The organism is Metaplanococcus flavidus, from assembly GCF_042675885.1.
In the GTDB taxonomy this organism is placed as follows: Bacteria; Bacillota; Bacilli; order Bacillales_A; family Planococcaceae; genus Planococcus; species Planococcus flavidus.
This window is the reverse complement of record NZ_JBHTKI010000022.1, coordinates 100,625-119,835: the sequence shown is the minus strand read 5'-3', so window position 1 is coordinate 119,835 and position 19,211 is coordinate 100,625. Positions and strand designations below refer to the sequence as shown.

18 protein-coding genes are annotated in these 19,211 nt (G+C 47.5%); 16 read left to right on the top strand and 2 right to left on the bottom strand.

Annotation, left to right across the window (positions count from 1 at the left end):
* Positions 1-82: 82 nt before the first annotated feature.
* Positions 83-1,147: a Fe(3+) ABC transporter substrate-binding protein gene (locus tag ACFQ1X_RS14045; protein ID WP_144838403.1), complete on the bottom strand. Its 1,065-nt coding sequence runs from the start codon at positions 1,145-1,147 to the stop codon at positions 83-85.
* Between the two features lie 236 nt (positions 1,148-1,383).
* On the opposite strand from ACFQ1X_RS14045, the gene ACFQ1X_RS14040 reads away from it, so the two are divergent.
* The 16 genes from ACFQ1X_RS14040 (at position 1,384) to ACFQ1X_RS13965 (ending at position 17,509) form a co-directional block, all read left to right on the top strand.
* Entirely contained in the window at positions 1,384-2,880 is a 1,497-nt protein-coding gene (locus tag ACFQ1X_RS14040; RefSeq protein WP_144838401.1) for an amidase family protein, read from the top strand.
* A gap of 524 nt (positions 2,881-3,404) precedes the next feature.
* A complete protein-coding gene (locus tag ACFQ1X_RS14035) occupies positions 3,405-3,659 on the top strand; it encodes a hypothetical protein (RefSeq protein WP_144838399.1) in 255 nt (84 codons plus the stop codon).
* 152 nt (positions 3,660-3,811) lie between these two features.
* Positions 3,812-4,438, top strand: a complete 627-nt coding sequence (locus tag ACFQ1X_RS14030; RefSeq protein WP_144838397.1) for an anthranilate synthase component II — start codon at positions 3,812-3,814, stop codon at positions 4,436-4,438.
* A complete protein-coding gene (pabB, locus tag ACFQ1X_RS14025; RefSeq protein WP_144838395.1) occupies positions 4,413-6,155 on the top strand; it encodes an aminodeoxychorismate synthase component I in 1,743 nt (580 codons plus the stop codon). Before ACFQ1X_RS14030 ends, pabB begins: the two co-directional genes overlap by 26 nt.
* Positions 6,156-6,572: 417 nt before the next feature.
* Complete coding sequence (kduD, locus tag ACFQ1X_RS14020; protein ID WP_144838393.1) at positions 6,573-7,331, top strand: 2-dehydro-3-deoxy-D-gluconate 5-dehydrogenase KduD; 759 nt, start codon at positions 6,573-6,575, stop codon at positions 7,329-7,331.
* A 115-nt stretch (positions 7,332-7,446) separates the two neighbouring features.
* A complete protein-coding gene (gene gnd / locus ACFQ1X_RS14015; RefSeq protein ID WP_144838391.1) occupies positions 7,447-8,343 on the top strand; it encodes a phosphogluconate dehydrogenase (NAD(+)-dependent, decarboxylating) in 897 nt (298 codons plus the stop codon).
* 79 nt (positions 8,344-8,422) lie between these two features.
* Positions 8,423-9,487: a TRAP transporter substrate-binding protein gene (locus tag ACFQ1X_RS14010; RefSeq protein ID WP_144838389.1), complete on the top strand. Its 1,065-nt coding sequence runs from the start codon at positions 8,423-8,425 to the stop codon at positions 9,485-9,487.
* Positions 9,488-9,612: 125 nt separating this feature from the next.
* Positions 9,613-10,122 (top strand): TRAP transporter small permease, encoded by a 510-nt coding sequence (locus ACFQ1X_RS14005; RefSeq protein WP_144838387.1) that lies wholly within the window; start codon positions 9,613-9,615, stop codon positions 10,120-10,122.
* A gap of 32 nt (positions 10,123-10,154) precedes the next feature.
* Entirely contained in the window at positions 10,155-11,429 is a 1,275-nt protein-coding gene (locus ACFQ1X_RS14000; protein ID WP_144838385.1) for a TRAP transporter large permease, read from the top strand.
* A 37-nt stretch (positions 11,430-11,466) separates the two neighbouring features.
* The gene (locus ACFQ1X_RS13995; RefSeq protein WP_144838383.1) at positions 11,467-12,432 is read left to right on the top strand and encodes a sugar kinase; all 966 of its coding nucleotides are present in this window, start codon (positions 11,467-11,469) and stop codon (positions 12,430-12,432) included.
* An 18-nt stretch (positions 12,433-12,450) separates the two neighbouring features.
* Positions 12,451-13,095 (top strand): bifunctional 4-hydroxy-2-oxoglutarate aldolase/2-dehydro-3-deoxy-phosphogluconate aldolase, encoded by a 645-nt coding sequence (locus ACFQ1X_RS13990; protein ID WP_144838382.1) that lies wholly within the window; start codon positions 12,451-12,453, stop codon positions 13,093-13,095.
* Between the two features lie 549 nt (positions 13,096-13,644).
* Positions 13,645-14,793, top strand: coding sequence for a galactonate dehydratase (gene dgoD / locus ACFQ1X_RS13985; protein WP_144838380.1), 1,149 nt, complete (start codon positions 13,645-13,647; stop codon positions 14,791-14,793).
* A 332-nt stretch (positions 14,794-15,125) separates the two neighbouring features.
* On the top strand, positions 15,126-16,121 hold the full coding sequence (locus ACFQ1X_RS13980) for a C-terminal binding protein (protein WP_144838378.1): 996 nt from the start codon (positions 15,126-15,128) through the stop codon (positions 16,119-16,121).
* Between the two features lie 19 nt (positions 16,122-16,140).
* Positions 16,141-16,407, top strand: coding sequence for an HPr family phosphocarrier protein (locus ACFQ1X_RS13975; RefSeq protein ID WP_144838376.1), 267 nt, complete (start codon positions 16,141-16,143; stop codon positions 16,405-16,407).
* Between the two features lie 13 nt (positions 16,408-16,420).
* On the top strand, positions 16,421-17,125 hold the full coding sequence (gene rpiA, locus ACFQ1X_RS13970) for a ribose-5-phosphate isomerase RpiA (RefSeq protein WP_144838374.1): 705 nt from the start codon (positions 16,421-16,423) through the stop codon (positions 17,123-17,125).
* Between the two features lie 261 nt (positions 17,126-17,386).
* Positions 17,387-17,509, top strand: a complete 123-nt coding sequence (locus tag ACFQ1X_RS13965) for a hypothetical protein (RefSeq protein ID WP_379083046.1) — start codon at positions 17,387-17,389, stop codon at positions 17,507-17,509.
* Positions 17,510-17,587: 78 nt separating this feature from the next.
* Here the strand turns inward: ACFQ1X_RS13965 and ACFQ1X_RS13960 are convergent, their stop codons facing one another.
* On the bottom strand, positions 17,588-18,493 hold the full coding sequence (locus ACFQ1X_RS13960; RefSeq protein ID WP_144838372.1) for a metallophosphoesterase: 906 nt from the start codon (positions 18,491-18,493) through the stop codon (positions 17,588-17,590).
* Between the last annotated feature and the right edge of the window lie 718 nt (positions 18,494-19,211).

Sequence of the window (19,211 nt, the reverse complement as noted above, 5' to 3'; positions counted from 1 at the left end):
TAAAAGATAAGAAAATCAAATCATTTTAACTCTGACTATTCTTTGCAGGAGACTATTCGTTTTCAGACTCCAGTACTTTTCTTTATTTCCAGCCGACTTCATTCGAAATCAGAATGGCTTTTGAATTATTTTCACCAAGAATGGACAACTGAATGTCCTGTTCCTTAAATTCGCCCCACGACGTCAGTAGTTCGTTCGGTTCAACGTTCGGGTTGACCGGGTACTCGTAATTGGCGGAAGCGAACGTTTCCTGAGCTTCAGGAGCTGACAGGAACTCAAGCAATTTCACTGCATTTTCCTGGTTCTCAGAAGCTTTCACGACTCCAGCGCCGCTGACATTGATATGCGTGCCAGTAGTGTCCTGGTTCGGGAAAAAGATGCCAAGCCCTTCGGCAACTTTCACTTCTTCAGGATCTTCCGAATTCAGCATTTGTCCGAAATAATACGTGTTCATAATAGCGACATCGCCAATGCCTGCTGCAATGGCTTTTGCCTGGTCACGGTCTCCGCCTTCAGGATCGCGTGCGAAGTTGGCTACCAAACCGGCTGCCCATTCTTTTGTTGCTTCTTCACCATTAATTTCGATGAATGAAGCCAGAAGAGATTGGTTGTAGACATTTTCAGAACTGCGGATCAGCACGCGGCCTTTCCATTCCTCTTCTGTTAAAGCTTCGTAAGTGGAAAGCTCTTCCGGCTGAACAGTTTCTTTGTTGTATAGAATTACACGGGCACGCTTCGTCAGGCCATACCACATTTGGTCGCTGTCCTGGAAGTTTGCAGGAACCTGCTCATCCAAAATATCGCTTGATACAGGTTGCAGCAAGTCATCCGCTTTCGCACGGTGGAGGCGTCCAGCGTCAGCTGTCAAGAAAAGATCAGCTTGGGTTGCGTCGCCTTCTCGTTTGATGCGCTCAAGCAATTCATCGGCTTCGCCTTTGATGACATTCACTTTAATACCCGTTTCTTCTTCAAATTTTGCATATAATTCGTCGTCCACATCATAATGGCGTGCTGTATACAGGTTAACTTCATTACTTTCGTTTGTCTCGTTGGAAGTTCCTGTTTCTGTGCTTTCCTCGTCCTGGCTGCCGCATGCAGCAAGGATCAGTGCAGTTAACGCAATTACCAAAAATAACAGCTTCTTCATGTATAGTTCCGCTCCTTTTAATTGTATGTAAGATAAATCATTTCAAATGAAAATGATTCTCAATGTCAATTGTAAGGTCTTAATTGAGAATGTCAATGCTTTTCTTTAAAAAAATTGGCGACTATTATGATAAAGGTGTGAACATTTTTGGGTTTGCGATCGCATCGTCAATCAGCCGGAATGTTATACTTTGCTTATATATAGAAGAAAAAGATTTTTATGGAAGGGGCAAGGAGATGAATTTACATGAATATATTGCGCTGGATGCGGTCGGCATGGCCGCCTTATTGGAAAATAAAGAAGTGAGCGGCGAAGAATTGCTCCACTTAAGTTTTGAACGGTTAAAACAGGTGAATCCACAGCTGAACGCTTTTACAGAAACTCGGAAGGACCAGGCAGAGAAGGAATTAAGCAAATTTCCTGATGGAGGTTTTTCCGGTGTGCCGATGGCGCTTAAGAATATATCGCAGGCATTGAAAGGCGAAAAACTGACTGCCGGTTCAAAATTGCTGAAAGACATGAAAGCCGCACAGGATTCCCATTTGACCGTCAAGCTGCGGGGCGCGGGCTTTACGTTTGTCGGTCATACCAATACACCGGAATTCGGCTTGAAGAATATCAGTGAGCCGGAACTTTACGGTGCCAGCCGCAATCCGTGGAATCCGGAATATTCCCCCGGCGGCTCGAGCGGCGGGTCCGCTGCTGCAGTCGCTTCAGGAATTGTGCCATTGGCAGGGGCAAGTGATGGAGGCGGGTCCATCCGCATTCCGGCATCGTTCACCGGTTTATTCGGTTTGAAGCCGACACGCGGCCGCATGCCGGTTGGCCCCGGCGCAGGACGCCAATGGCAGGGTGCTTCCATTGATTTTGTACTAACTAAAACGATACGTGATAGTTCGGCGATGTTGGCTTTATTGCAGACTGTGCAACCGGCTGCCGCTTTCCATACGCCATTATTTCCCGGGAAATATGGCGAAGAAATGGAACGGAGTTTTTCACGGCCAATGAAAATAGCTTATACGAGCGAGTCACCTGTAGGGACACCGGTTTCCGAAGATGCACGCCAAGCAGTATTGAAAACAGTGAAATGGTTGGAGCAGCAGGGGCACGAAATCGAAGAAAAGGGCAATGGAATTGATGGCGCCGGTTTGATGCGTGATTATTACCTCATGAACAGCGGGGAAATGGCGTTGCTGGCACGCAATCTGGAAAAGGCTGCAGGACGCGAATTGACTGTTGGTGATATGGAAATCGAGTCGTGGCTGCTGAGCCGGGCGGGACTCAAGGTTTCCGCTGCTGACTATTCGGCGAGCCTTGCTTCGTGGGACGCGGCGGCTGCTAAAATGGCGGCGCTTCATGACAGTTATGATTTTTACCTGACACCCGCAACTGCTTATCCGGCTCCGAAAATCGGCGAACTGACGCATACCAAAGAATCCCGGGTGAAACTGCTCAATGATTGGGGTCGTGCAGACACCATGGAGTCGCAGCAGGAGCTCATTTATGACATGTTTTTGCCGAGTCTCACCTATACGCCGTATACACAATTGGCCAATTTAACAGGCCAACCGGCAATGTCATTGCCTGTCCACGTCACTGGAAATGGCTTGCCGCTTGGCGTGCAAGTGATGGCCGGTAAGGGACAGGAGCATCTGCTGCTGCAACTCGCCCGCCAGATTGAGCAAACGGATCTGTGGCATGGGATGAAGGGGAATCCGGGGATGACAGTGTGAAGTGAATTGGGGAGGTTGTAAGGGGTGGGTGGCTGGTGCTCCATTTAGGATTATCAGCAGAAGCGATGATATTTTGCTGATCGACGATAAATGGTGAAAAATCGACGATAAAGCACCAGAAATCGACGATAAACCACAAAAAATCGACGATAAAAAAAGAATCGCTGATAAACTGTTAAAAATCGCTGATAAAACACAGAAAATCGCTGATAAACCTTCCAGAATCGCTGATAAACTAAAATTCCTGACAACCCCACATATAGATGCTTTTCGCCAGCGAAAAGCGAAAAACTCCAAAGGAGACCCGCTGAAAATCCAGCGGGTCTTCTTTGTTCCTAAACTATTAAGCTTTCAAATTCTCCACTACCACGCCAATAAGTGGTATGCGCAGCTTTTTTGGGTTTTTAGAGGAATTATTCAATAGCGGTCCTGTATAAATTCCTGTTTTTTATTAGGACCACGGGGTATAAATTAATAAAAATGAAATACATCAGGAGTCCAGACTACCAAAGGAGGAATTTATGATGGTTAAAGATAAATGGCTGAAAGTGGGAGCTGGCACAGTTATATCAGTCATGGTCCTGGCGGGCTGCGGCAATTCGGATGACCCGCAGATGGAACAGGAAAATCAAGTGCCGGGTGAGGAGCAGGAAGACAATTCTAACCGGGAAGGTATAGAAGATGAAGACGATCCGGATGAGAGTGATGAAGAAACAGAAGAAGATGCCACTACAGACAGCCTGGATGAAGACGAAGAAATCGACACAGATGAAGACTGAGATGAAAATATGCCATAGTGAAAGTTCTTCCTTTGACGGAAGAACTTTTTTATATATGCAAGTCACAAAAATCCATACGGAAACAATGCAATTTATCTTATAAAACACGTATAATAGAACAGCCTGACATCCTTATTAAAGAGGTGTGTACCATGATTCTGATTATCGATAACCATGATTCATTCACATATAATCTCGTTCATTATTTCGAACAGCTGGATACAGAAGTGCTGATTTTTCAAAATGGAGAAATTACTGCAGAAGAAATTGGCAGGCTGTTACCTGATTTGATCGTTCTGGGGCCTGGTCCGGGAAGGCCGACGGAAGACGGAGCGACAAGAGACATTCTGGAGAAATTGAGTGGCGAAGTTCCAATTCTTGGTGTCTGCCTGGGGCATCAGGCGATTGTCGAATATTTCGGCGGCACTATCATAAAAGGGAGCCAGCCCGTGCATGGCAAAGTATTCGAAATGACTCACGATAGGGGAGGGTTGTTCGCGGACATTCCTTCGCCTACACAAGTCACACGCTACCATTCGTTGACAGCGGAGGCCTCTTCTATGCCGGAATGTCTTGAAATCACAGCCAGCACAAGCGATGGTGCGGTGATGGCGGTGCGTCACCGCGAATTGCCGATCACTGGAATTCAATTTCACCCCGAATCCATTTTGACGCTTGATGGATTTCAGATGCTGAAAAATTCTTTCGGCCAGGCGAAAGCATGGCAAGCAGCCAAGAAAGGAGGGGCGTTGGATGAAGAAACCTTATCTTCTTTTTGAATTTCGCAATCAGTACGGCGAAATCGAACCTCTCACTTTTGCCGATCCGATCCAAGTTCTCCAAACCCGTGAGCTCGGTGAAGTTCCTGCGATCATGAAAAAGGTCGAGGAGGCGGTGGATCAGGGCTTTTATGCGGCGGGGTTCGTATCTTATGAAGCGGCACCTGCTTTTCAGCCGGAAATGAAAACCCGTGAAATCGGGGTGCTGCCCTTAATATGGTTCGGGATTTTCGAACAGCCGACCGCGATTGCTGAAGATGTGCCGAAATCTGAAGCATATTCAGTGGGGAACTGGAAAATGGCTGGTTCGCCAGGAGCTTATAAAGAAGGCATTAAACAAATCAAACAGACCATCGAAGAAGGGCATACCTATCAAGTCAATTACACGGAGCGGCTGCGCGCAGATTTCAGTGGCAGCGACTCAGCGTTTTACCGCCAGCTTGCACGCAATCAGCAGGCAGACTATGGAGCCTATTTGAACATCGGGAATTTCAGCATCCTCTCAGCTTCGCCAGAACTTTTTTTCCGGGTGGACAATGGCCGCCTCACCACTAAGCCGATGAAAGGCACAGCGGCGAGAGGCCGGACACTTGAAGAAGACAAAACGCGGATGTCCGAATTGCTCGCATCTGATAAAGAACGGGCGGAAAATCTGATGATTGTCGACCTCCTGCGCAACGACATGAGCCGCCTTGCCAATAAAGGTACCGTAAAAGTCGACAAGCTATTCGAAGTGGAAACCTACCCGACCGTTCACCAGATGACGTCGACAATTAGAGCGGAACTTGCACCGGGACTGACGATTTCCGACTGGTTCAAGGCTTTATTCCCGTGCGGCTCGATTACAGGTGCACCGAAGATCAGTACGATGAAAACAATCGCGGAACTGGAAGCGACGCCGCGTGAAGTCTATTGCGGCGCGATCGGCTACATAACGCCGGATAAAAATGCAGTGTTCAATGTGCCGATCCGGACGGTCATGATCGACAATGAAAACGGAATTGCGCGTTACGGCGTCGGTGGAGGTGTGACTTGGGATTCGACTTCGGAAGGTGAATTTCAGGAGCTGCAGACGAAAGCCGAAGTGCTGACCGCTCGCCGACCGGAATTCCAGCTGTTGGAATCGTTGAAGCTGGAAAACGGCAGCTATCCGTTATTGGATTATCATATGAAGCGTATAATGGATTCCGCTGTTTATTTTAAATATTCGGCAAATCATGAGGTAATTGAAGCGGAGCTCCGGAAGATAGCGGATGAATTTCCAGCAGGCGTTTACAAAGTGCGCCTGCTGCTCGACCATGGCGGGAAGGTTAGTCTTGAAGCGCAGGAAACGGCAGTGATTACAGAGCCTGTTCCTTGTGTGCTTGCCCCCTCGCCGGTCGACAGCGGCAATGCGTTCCTGTTTCACAAAACAACGCACCGGCAAATGTATGAAAAGGCTGATGAAATGATGCCCCCGGAAACTTTTTCCGTTCTATTATGGAATGAAAAAGGAGAACTCACGGAGTTTGCAATCGGCAATCTCGTCGTGGAACGAGCCGGTCAATTCTACACGCCGCCGGTGAGCTGCGGCTTGTTGCCGGGAACGTTCCGCCAGCAACTTCTTGATGCGGGGGAAATAATAGAGAGGATCATCCTGAAGGATGAGCTGGGGGACTTTGATGCGATCTGGTTCATCAACAGCGTACGCGGATGGCTGCGGGTAAAAATGATTTGAATCGATAGGAAGCGGCAAGCTTTTCGTCTCCGAAAAGTTTATCGCTTTTTTAATTTGGATAAAAAAAGTGGCAGGGAGAAGAGGGTTATACTTTTCCGACCTGGGAAGCGAACATGCCAAACTCCCGCCTTATATCACCGCATTCACATAGTTCTTCCTATAGTAAGCGGATTCGATGGAACTAAATTCCGTAATGAAGCAGGGAATAAATAAAACATTTTTCGATAATTTAAAATAATGGTTGAAATAATTTCCGCGCGCTTTATAATGAAGTTTATGGAAGGGTTTACATTCTTCTTTTTAACTTTTAATTTTCCACGGAATACCTGATTAATAGTAGAGCTTTATTAACTGGATAACAGCGGAATTTATTTCTGCAGTATATTTTGCAAGAGAATAGAAAGCGGGGTTTTCATCATCACTCAATCACTTTTTGAACTGACAGGAAAAACCGCGGTCATTACCGGCGGCAACAGGGGACTTGGGAAAGAAATTTCCTTGGGACTTGCGAGAGCGGGTGCGAATGTCGTTGTTGTTGCAAGAAAGATTGATGAAGAAGTTCTCGAAGAGCTTCGGAAACTTGGAGTGAAAGCGGCGAAAGTCGAGTTCGATTTGCTGAACTTTAAGCAATACGGTGAATTGCTGGAGCGCTGCACCGAGTTGACGGGAAGCATCGATATCCTTGTCAATAACGCCGGAGTACAGAAACGCCATGATTCCACCGAGTTTCCAAAAGAAGACTGGGATTTCGTAATGGATGTTAACGCAAATGCTTCATTCTTCATGTGCCAGACATTCGGGGCGCATATGCTGGAAAACGGCAAAGGCAAGATCATTAACTTGGCTTCTCTGCTGTCCTATCAAGGTGGTCTTCGGGTGCCGGCTTACGCGGCAAGCAAAGGGGCCGTGATCCAGTTCACAAAATCACTGGCCAACGAATGGGCGCATCGCGGCGTCAACGTCAATGCGATCGCTCCGGGTTACATGGACACGGAGATGAATACCGCATTGCTGGCGGACGAAACACGCAATCGGCAGATTCTGGAACGCATACCGGCAGGACGCTGGGGCAAACCGGAAGATATGCAGGGAGCGGCAGTATTTCTTGCTTCAGCCGCATCAGATTATCTCCACGGAATCACGATTCCGGTTGACGGAGGCTGGCTCGGCAGGTAATTCATTAAAACAGCAAAAAAATAATAAAAAACTTCTTGAATTCGGCAGCTGCCTGTTATAGAGTTTGACGGGCGCCATAAAGTTTTCTGAAGTGAAAAGAAAGGGGTTACACCTTATGAAGTTAGCGATGATCGGCGTCGGCAAGATGGGCTATAACCTGGCATTAAACATGATGGACAATGGCCATGAAGTTGTCGCACACGACGCAAACCGTGAACAAGTTGATAAAATCGCAAGCGATGGCGCGATTGGCGCTTATACATTGGAAGAAGTTGTTCAACAACTGGAAAAACCCCGCGTTCTTATGATGCTGGTGCCGCACGGTGAGATTACGGAAAATGTCGTCGCGACATTAAAACCGCTTCTTGACGAAGGGGACATCCTCATTGATGGAGGAAACTCCAATTTCAAAGAATCGGTGAGACTGGGCGAAAGCCTCAAGGAAAACGGCATCCACTTCATGGATTGTGGAACGAGCGGCGGAGTTTCCGGTGCACGTGAAGGAATCTGTACCATGATCGGCGGCGATCCGGAAGCATTCAAGATCATCGAACCTGTCATCAAAAGTGTGTCTGTCGAAAACGGTTACTTCTACACAGGCGAACTCGGCAGCGGACATTTTCTTAAGATGATCCACAACGGCATCGAATACGGCATGATGCAGGCAATGGCTGAAGGCTTCGATATCCTTGAGAAAAGCAATTACGATTATGACCTGGAAGGCGTGGCGAAAGTCTGGAACAACGGTTCCGTCATCCGCTCATGGCTGATGGAATTGGTCGAAAACGCATTTTCGAAAGATCCGAAACTGGAAGAAATCCGCGGCGTTATGAACTCTTCAGGCGAAGGGAAATGGACTGTTGAAACTGCGCTTGATCTGCAGGTTCCGGCTCCGGTCATCACGATGTCACTTCTTATGCGCTACCGCTCACAGGAAGACGATACCTTTACCGGTAAAGTCGTAGCAGCGCTTCGCAATGAATTCGGCGGCCACGAAGTCGTCAAAAAATAAATTCGGTTACACAAGTTCCACAACATAAATTTATTTACAAATTTTCATCAAAATAAAACATGAAAAAGGGGAGACTGACATGAAAAAGATTTTTTCTTTACTCGTATTGGCAATGATGGTATTAGTTCTTGCAGCATGCGGAGGCGGCAACGATGACGCATCTGAAGGTTCTGGAAACGAAGGCGGAAGCGAAGGTTCAGGCGAAACGAAAACAATCCGCGCTGGTATCGGCCTTAACGATTCACACCCACAGTATTTGGCATTATTGGAATGGAAAAAACTCGTGGAAGAAAGAACTGACGGCGCGATTGAAGTTGAAACTTACCACAGCAGCCAATTGGGCGATGACCGTGGAATGACTGAAGCTTTGCAACTTGGTTCACAGGAAGTAACAATTCCTTCTACAGCACCAATCGCTAACTTTGTACCAGAATACAGCGTATTTGATTTCCCGTTCCTATTCCCTAACGAAGAAGTTGCGGATATGGTATTGGACGGCGAAGTTGGTCAGAAATTCCTTGATAAATTGGAAGATCAAAACTTGGTAGGATTGGCTTACTGGGAAAATGGATTCCGTGATGTAACAAACAGCGAACGTGCAATCGAAACTGCAGCAGATTTCGAAGGTTTGAAACTGCGTACAATGGAAAACGACTTGCACCTTGACGCTTTTAGTGCACTTGGAGCAAACCCGACACCAATGGCATTCGGTGAATTGTTTACAGCAATGCAGCAAGGTACTGTTGATGGACAGGAAAACCCGATCCCGACAATCTACCTGCAAGGTTTCTACGAAGTTCAGGATTACGTTTCTACAACCCACCACATCTATAGCCCATTTGTCTTCCTGATGAGCAAAGAGTTCTTTGATGGATTGACTGAAGAGCAGCAAACAATCGTAACAGAAGCAGCTGTTGAAGCTGGTGCGCTTAACCGCGAACTTAACCGTGAAGCTGTTGCAGAATATGCTGAAGAGTTGAAAGCAGAAGGAATGAACTACAACGACATAACTCCTGAAGCACGTGCGGAAATGGTTGAAATTGTTCAACCGGTCCTTGACGAGTACGCAGAACAAATCGGTAAAGAAACAGTTCAGGAAGTCTACGATGCAATCGCAGCTGCTGAAGCTGAATTGGCAGAGTAATAAATAACAAACGGCTTTGGGGAGGACTTTTCCTCAAAGCCGTTTTCTTGCTATTTAATTTATGGACATTCCTTAAAACACCTCCCCTGTAAACATATAAATACTTATTGATAAAGGAGACCGACATGAAAATCCTACATTGGTTAGACCGGCATATCGAGGAAGTGCTATTGGTTCTGTTTTCCACGATAATGGTTGCGGTCATTTTTATGCAAGTGGTCATGAGACAACTCGACAACTCGCTATCCTGGACTGAAGAACTGGCGCGCTATTGCTTTATCTGGCTCGTTTATATCGGCATCAGCTATGGTGTCAAAAAAGATCGGCACATCAAAGTGGATGTCCTGCTGTTGATGCTGAAAAATAAAGGCAAAATCATTTTGACGATCATCGCCAATCTGTTGTTTATCGCATTTGCCATCTTCGTTATCCGGTACGGTTTCGATATTGCGATGCAATTACTTTCATTCGGCCAAAAATCTCCGGCCAACCAGATTCCGATGGGGCTTATCTACCTGGCTACACCAATCGGCATGGGTTTGACGTTGATTCGCCTGATTCAGAACCTGGTGAAACACATCAAAGCGCTGAAGCATGAAATGAATCAGGATAAAAAAATCGAAAAACTAGGGTAAGCCCGGAATGAAACATCTAGGAGGTTTATAGAATGACTATTGCAGTCTTATTTGGCAGTTTTGCGCTATTGCTGATTCTGACGGTGCCGATCGGTATCGCAATCGGTTTATCTACGCTAATCACAATTATGTATACCGGCAGTTTACCGGTTGAATTCCTCGCGAAAGAATTGATCACATCGGTCGATTCCTTTCCATTGATGGCAGTGCCATTCTTTATCCTTGCCGGAGAAATCATGGGTAAGGGCGGCATTTCCGAACGTCTTTTCAATGTAGCAAACGCGCTGGTCGGCAACAGAACCGGCGGATTCGCCATCGCAACGATCATCACGTGTATGTTCTTTGCTGCCATTTCGGGTTCCGGTCCCGCAACAGTTGCGGCTATCGGCGGAATCATGATTCCTGCCATGGTACGCCAGGGTTACGACATTAAATTCGCAACGGCTACCGTAGCGGCAGCCGGCTCGATCGGGGTTATCATCCCGCCAAGTATTCCGATGGTCATCTATGGTGTAACCGGAAGCGTTTCTATCGGTGACCTGTTCATCGCCGGTATCGTGCCGGGAATTCTTGTCGGCCTTTCAATGATCGCCTGGGCTTATTTCTATTCGAAGAAAAAAGGCTATAAAGGCCTTGAAGAAAAAACTTCACTTAAAAAGATCGGTCTTGCATTCTGGGACGCGAAATGGGCATTGCTCATTCCCATCATTATTCTCGGCGGTATTTACGGCGGTTACTTCACGCCGACAGAAGCCGCTGTTATTGCAGTTGTCTACGGTTTATTTGCCGCGATGGTCCTTTACCGCGCGTTGAAATTCCGTGATTTGCCGAAAGTCATCATCGATTCCGCGTTGACGACAGCGACCGTGCTGATCATCGTCGGGACAGCGAATGCTTTCGGGCGTCTTTTGACAATCGAACAGGTCCCTGTCCAGATTGCGGATGCTTTGCTGTCGATTTCCACGAACCAATACGTCATCATACTGTTGATCATGCTGCTATTGCTGGTCGTGGGTATGTTCATGGATACGCTTGCCGCCATCATCATTTTGACACCGATCCTGCTGCCGATTGCAGTACAGATCGGTTACGATCCGGTGCATTTCGGTATCCTGATGGTCGTCAACCTGGCAATCGGATTCTTCACACCGCCGGTAGGGGTCAACTTATTCGTCGCATCCGGAATTTCCGGCGTTTCGATCGAATCACTGTCCCGCGCAGTAATGCCGTTTGTCATCTCAATGATCGTCACACTATTATTCCTGACATTCGTTCCGGCTATCACGATGTTCTTTATTCCAGAGTAATGAAATTTGGAAATATGTTCCAGAAGGTTGTGTCCATATGAAAAAATCAGAAGTGTTTACATTTGGTGAAACGATGGTGCTGTTCCAGCCGGAGCAGATGCTGCCGCTTGAATATATCCACCAGTTTCCCAAAAAAATCGGTGGAGCGGAATCGAACGTAGCCATAGGGCTCACAAGGCTCGGCCATTCCGTCACCTGGTTCAGCAAACTTGGCAATGACCCGTTTGGACGTTTTGTGCTGAAAAGCATACGCGGAGAAGGCGTCGACGTTTCTTCTTGTCTTCTGACAGATGAAGCGCCGACGGGCCTGCTGTTCAAAGAACAATTATCACCGGAAGATATGAATGTCTATTATTACCGAAAAGGCTCTGCCGCGAGCTTGATGCAGCCGGTTGAATTGGACGCCGGCGCAATCGCTGCCGCACGCATCCTGCATATCAGCGGCATCACGCCGGCGCTCAGCGATTCAGCGCTCGCAACTGTTATGGAAGCGATTGAAATCGCAAAACGCAACGGTACGATGATCGTCTTTGATCCGAATCTGCGCCTTAAACTATGGAGTGCTGAACAGGCCAAAAAAACTTTCAACGAAATCGCTGCCAACGCAGATGTGATTCTGCCAGGACTCGATGAAGGCCAGCTGATGACCGGGGAAACGGACGTTGAAGCAGTAGCGAAAGCACTCGCCGGAGACAGCGACAAAATCATTGTCATCAAACTGGGTGACAAAGGTGCCTATCTGTATTCAAATAATCTGAAAGTTTATGTTGAAGGTTTCTCTGTGGATCGTATTGTCGATCCTGTCGGCGCCGGAGACGGCTTTGCTGCAGGGGTCATCAGCGGTCTTCTGAGTGAAGAACCAATGGAACAAACTGTCCGCCGCGCTAATGCAATAGGCGCAATGGTCGTGGGAGTCAGCGGGGACATCGAAGGGCTGCCGACATTTGAAGCAGTCGAACGCTTCATGAAACCCGCCGGTGCAAACCGTGACGTAAAACGCTAAATCGAGGAGGAAACAGCCATGAAAAAGTGGGAAAACCTTATTCGCCTAAAAGAATCAGGCCTCATCGCAGTCATCCGTAAACCCAAACAATCACAAATTCACCATATCGCGGAAGCGCTTGTCGAAGGGGGCACCGGTGCTCTTGAAATCACATTGGATACACCGGGTGCACTCGGCATGATCCGCGAACTGAAAGAAAAATTCGGTGATCGCGTCCTTGTCGGCGCTGGAACCGTTCTCGACGCACCATCTGCTAAAATGGCCATCGATGCCGGCTCGGATTTCATTTTCTGCCCGAGCTTCGATATCGAAACGATCCAGATGGCGAACCGCTACGGGCGCATTTCCATCCCTGGCGTCATGACGCCCACTGAAATCGTCAATGCCTATTCTGCAGGTGCCGACCTGTTGAAAATCTTCCCGGGTGCCGCACTTGGGGAAGCTTACATCAAAGACCTGCAAGGCCCGCTCAGCCACATCCCGATGATGCCAACAGGCGGCGTAACGCTCGACAATGTCGAAACGTTCATCAAGAACGGTGCCGTGGCAGTCGGAGCTGGCGGCTCCCTTGTCGACAGCAAAGCAATCGCTGAAGAACGCTATGAAGTATTGACCGACCTGTCTCGTCAATTCATCGAAAAAATTAAATATGCAAGAAGTTAAAAGCGCTGCGACAAGCGCTTTTGGGCGTTAGTTGAAATTTTATATTTGTTTCGAACCGATATTCCGCAAAACAGCTCGCTTGCCAAAACCCGTGCTCCTGCATCGCTGCGCTAGCTTCGTCGCCAAGAGTTGGCCGAACTACCTTCGGCCAACTCTTGGCTTGCGCTGAGCTAACTCGGGCTTAACGCCCGAGTTAGCTCAGCACTTCGCTGGTCCCGCAGGCGTCTTCGCTGTTTTGCTCCATATCTCTGTAGAGGCTCTATTTATTAATTACTAACGTTGCGTCAACGTTAATTAATAAGAGAGCTCACTTAAGTTTCATTTCTAAGGAGAAAAGCTAATATTTCAACCGAATCTCAATGAAAGAGCGCAAGGCGGCGACTCCAGCGGGAATAAGAGTGAGTCCTGAGACCCCGCAGGGAGTGCAACGACCGAGGAGGCTCAGGCCACTCCCCGCGGAAAGCGTCCGCCTGGAGCGATTTCATTTAATAACGGAAAACTATAAACAATTAAGAAGTTATTCAACAAAAAGAAACGAGGGTTTTATTTATGAAAATCACCAAGCTGGAAACATTTATCGTTCCGCCGAGATGGCTGTTTTTAAAAATCGAAACCGACGAAGGCATTGTCGGCTGGGGAGAGCCAGTTGTTGAAGGGCGCGCCGCTACAGTGGAAGCCGCTGTCCATGAACTGGGCGATTACCTGATCGGCAAAGACCCGCGCCGCATTGAAGACCTTTGGCAGACGATGTACCGTTCAGGCTTTTACCGCGGAGGCCCGATTTTGATGAGTGCCATCGCCGGGATTGATCAGGCACTGTGGGACATCAAAGGGAAATACCACAATGCACCGATTTCAGAATTGATGGGCGGAGCAGTCCGCGATTCAGTCCGTGTCTACTCATGGATCGGGGGAGACCGTCCGAACGATGTCGGCACTGCAGCAAAAGAAGCTGTAGCAGCCGGATTCAGCGCAGTGAAGATGAACGGTACGGAAGAGTTGCAGTACATCGATTCATACGAAAAAGTCGATCAGGCAGTTGAACGTATTGCGGCTGTTCGTGATGCAGTCGGCAAATATGTCGGCATCGGCATCGATTTCCACGGCCGTGTACATAAACCGATGGCAAAAATCCTCGTCAAAGAACTCGAGCAATTCCGTCCGATGTTCATCGAAGAGCCGGTTCTGCCGGAAAACAATGAAGCGCTTCGTGAAATCGCACATATTACCAATATTCCGATCGCTACGGGTGAGCGCATGTTCTCGAAATGGGATTTTAAAAAGATCCTGTCAGACGGCTATGTCGATATCATCCAGCCGGATCTGTCGCATGCCGGCGGTATCACGGAATGCAAAAAAATATTCGCGATGGCGGAAGCTTACGATGTAGCGGTTGCGCCGCATTGTCCGCTTGGCCCGATTGCACTGGCTTCCTGCCTGCAGGTCGATGCCACATCGCATAACGTCTTTATTCAGGAACAGAGCCTCGGCATTCATTACAACCAGGGCAGTGACCTTCTCGATTACCTGAACGACAAAACAGTCTTCGAATACAAAGATGGCTATGTCGACATGCTGCAAAACGCTGGTCTCGGTATTTCCATCAATGAAGACTTTGTCCGCGCACAGGCGAAAATCGGCCACAACTGGAAAAACCCGGTATGGCGCCATAAAGACGGTTCTATTGCTGAGTGGTAAATACTAATTTAAATCAAAGAGTCATCTAGTACACAACGCTTCGGCGCTTTGGACTAAGCTCCCGCAATAAGCCGAGAAGACCACTCGTCTTATTGCTACGCCCCGTCCTGAGCCGCGCCATCGCTGAAGGATTAACTTTGGTGAAGAGAGTCTATAAGATATGGAGCAAAACAGCGAAGACGCCCAGGGGACCAAGCGAAGTGTCGAGATCCACTCGGGCGAAGTGAAACGAGACCGAGTTAGCTCGGCGCGAGCCCCCAGGCAAGCAAGCTGTTTTGCGGAATATCGGTTACTTAAATTTATTGTTTATACACCTTAAAGGAGAGAACCCCATGAGCCCATTCAAAGTGGTCGTTACTGACTATGAATACAGCACATTTGCACCGGAAGAAGCCGTGCTTGATAAGCTCGGCATCAAACTTACTTTCGAGCAATGCAAAACGGAAGATGATGTCATCGCTGCGTGCAAAGATGCCGATGCCTTGATCAACCAGTACGCACCGATCTCACGCAAAGTCATCGAACAGCTCGATAACTGCAAAGTCATTTCCCGTTACGGCGTCGGCTTCAACACGATCGATGTGGATGCTGCGACGGAAAAGGGCATCATCGTTGGCAATGTTACCGATTATTGCCTCGATGAAGTATCAAACCACGCGATGGCGTTGCTATTGTCACTGGCACGCAAAGTGACGCTCCTGAACAACGCGGTGAAAAACGGCAAATGGGACTTTAAAGTCGCTGTGCCGATCTACCGCCTTCAAGGGAAAACGCTTGGACTTGTCGGTTTCGGCAATATCCCACAGACAGTCGCTAGAAAAGCGAAGGCTTTTGATTTGAACGTCATTGCCTACGATCCGTTTGTGGCACCGGAAGTGGCGGCTGCACAAGGCGTGGAACTCGTTACGCTTGAAGAACTGTGCAAACGGTCAGATTACCTTTCTGTCCACGTGCCGCTCAATGCGCATACGGAAAAGATGATAAGCCGAAAAGAATTCGCTATGATGAAGAAAGAAGCGTTCATCATCAACACGGCTCGCGGGCCGATCATCGATGAGCAGGCATTGATCGAAGCGCTGCAGGCAGGAGAAATTGCCGGCGCCGGGCTTGATGTTTTGGAAACAGAACCGATTGCCGCTGACAATCCGCTGCTTGATATGGACAATGTCATCCTGAACCCTCACTCCGCATTTTATTCGGTGGAAGCGGAAACAGAACTTAAGCGCAAGACAGCAGAAAACGTGGCCGATGTGCTGTCCGGCTATTACCCGACCTATCTGGTCAATAAAGGCGTCAAAAACAAAGTGGAATTGCAGGACAAGCTGTAAAATTAAAGGAGGAATTTTCATGGAGAAAAGCGTATCGAAAGACATTACCGTCAATATTTCGGATAAGACGACCATCGTCGAAGTCAGCAAAGCAACTCAGAAATACAAGTCGGAGATTTACCTGAAAAAATCAGTCAACGGCACGCCATATGAAATCAACCTGAAAAGTTTCCTCGGTCTGATTACACTGCAATTGCGCAACGGCGACCAATTGAACATCCGCACAATCGGTGAAGATGCAGAAGAAGCGATGGCAGACGTCGTTTCCTATTTAAGCCAGGCATAAGGAGGCGTTCCCAGTGGCAGAAAATCAGGATTTATACAAAAAAGCAGCTGCTGAACAGGCAGTTGAATATGTTGAAGACGGCATGGTGCTCGGGCTTGGTTCCGGCACGACCGTCTACTGGCTGCTGAAGCGGCTCGGTGAACTTGTTGATCAGGGCCTCAACATCAAAGGCATTCCGTCGTCACTGCGGACAGAAGGCTGGGCGAAGGAATTCGGCATCCCACTGACCGATTTCTCCGAAGTCGAAATGCTCGATCTTGCGATTGATGGAGCGGATGAAATCGATCCGGATTTCCAGCTCACCAAAGGCGGAGGCGGCTCGCTCGTCCGCGAGAAACTCGTCAACGCACACGCCAAAAGGGTCATCATCATCGCGGACGGCTCGAAAATGGTCGACCGCCTCGGCAAGTTTCCGTTGCCGGTTGAAGTGCTGCAGTTTGCGTGGCAGCGCACGGCCGACAAAATCGCGGCGCTCGGTGCCACACCAGTCTTGCGGGAGCGGGAAGGCGAAGTGTTCGTGTCGAACAACGGCAATTACATCCTCGACTGCGCTTTCGGATCCATTGAAAATCCGCGCGCGCTGCATAGCGAGCTCAAACTTCTGCTCGGCGTCGTGGAAACCGGCCTGTTCATCGACATGACGGATAAAGTGATTCTGGCAGGGCCAGACGGCGCACAGGTGATTAATAAGAGTGGACAAAATCCGGGAAATAATTAAAAACCAAAGTTATTCCGTTCGGATAGGTATACTCACCGTAAACTTACTAAAAAGGCAGGACAGACCAGTGAAATGGTTCTTCCTGCTTTTTTGTGGTTCTAAACTACTAACATAAATTTAAGCTTCACTTTGTTTAAAAGTGAGTGAAATTTCAATTCAATCCAACTCAAAATTTACTGGGAAGTCCATATGTTTTGAGCTGATATTTTTGGGTAAGTATAGAACTATGAAATTCAGAATAATTGAAAAGGAGGGAGTACAATGACACAATCTAAGTGGTGGAGATTAGGTGCAGCAGCAATTTTATCGATGAGCTCCCTTGCAGCATGCAATGATGAGGACCGGGTCGAAGAAGAGCCGCTTGAAGAAGAAGTATTAGATTAACGGAAGCAGATTAGAAGATGGCCCGAAATCACTATTAATGATTTCGGGTCATCTTTTTGCAGTTTCAGTGAAAAACTTCTATTCAGACCTTAAAGTAAAAACTGTGATTTCGGGCGGCATATTGAACCTTATCGGACGGTTGCTGAAGCCGATTCCAGGGTTGATATACAACGCGTTTCCAGCTGCGCCATAATCGTCAACCCAGCCGTAATCGGCATGTTCTTCTTCTTTAAGCCTCCATTCTTTCGGGATCAATGGAATTTTCACTTGTCCACCGTGTGTGTGACCGGCTACCGCAATTGGCGCAGACGCTTCAGGCAATTCTGCGAAAGCGCTTGGATTATGCATCATGACTATACGGGCAGCTGAATTCGGCACGCCATCCAATGCAGTGGCGGAATCAGACATTCCCGGCCATGAGGCTCCCAGGCCCACAATATAAAGAGCGTTCGGTGAAGCTGTCTCCGTGAGCACGCCAGTTTCTGTCAAAGTAAGAGGGACCGCTTCGTTCTGCAGCACGGTAATCCCGTGCTCTTCCAATATATAAGTTATTTGCTGCGCTTTTAACTCGTTTGGTTCTGCGCCGTCTGATTCCACCACATAATCGTGATTGCCAAGAACTGCAAATACTGGAATATCGGCTTCAGTTAATGGCTGAATCAAATCAGCGACTTTCTGCCTTTCGACATATTCACTTTGTACTGAGTGATAAACATAATCACCTAACAAAAGCACAGCCTCAGGTTTGATTTCGACCAGCTCCTCAGCCGCTTTTCGGACAGTCGCCTCATTACCCATCCACATGCCAACCTGAAAATCCCCCACAGCTGCAATTTGCTTACCTTCCCATTCTTCCGGCAAGTGGGGGATGATTGCTTCTTCTTTTTCTATATTGATAAAATATGGTTCGACTAAAGCCCAGATAAAGATAAAAGTCGCCAGTAAACCTATGAACAAGAGAGATTGTGCGATTCTTTTTTTCATTTTGCTCTCCCTTTCCTGATGCTGTTTTTTTGGTTTGTGATTTAAATTCTTCGGCTCTGCTTTTAGGCTCTTCGTCATTAGATATAGGGAGAAAGTAAAGCTGGAGTTGGGAGCTTTTACAGAAGCATTTGCCCGATGGCTTTAGTGAACTGAAAAAGCCGAAAAACGAAAAGCTCCTTGTGGATTTCAGTTTTTTCATCAACGAAAATTGTAAAGAAGACGAGAAGGAGCGAATGTCAATTCTCACCTGTGTTCAGACACAGGAGAATAATATAACTGCAAAAGGAGGAAGTGATTATATAGAAGATTCAAGAAAAACTGCTGAGTGAAAAATGATTGGCAGCGCATGAGTTCTGCTTCTTTAAAGAAAGTCGCTTAGTTTTTTATTCAATCAACCCGCTTTCTTTCGGCGACGATGCCGAAATACCAATTGATAATGAAGCACTAGGCATTCCTTCTTGATTTCTGAGTACTGGTAATCAAACTGTCACCGCTGTTTTAAAACTTGAGTTTATTGCTGAGTCTGCAACTTTTTATTATTTTTTTCCCGGTAGGAATAAATGTAAACGCAGTAACTGAAGTGGCGAATGAGAAATTTTCGTTTCAGTCTGAGAGGGCTTTTGCCAGGAATTTCACATTAATGCTTAATGTCTTTGTTCAGTTGATAAAAGCCCCGCATTTTTTAGAAAGGATTTTATGAAATGGAAAAAGGACAAAG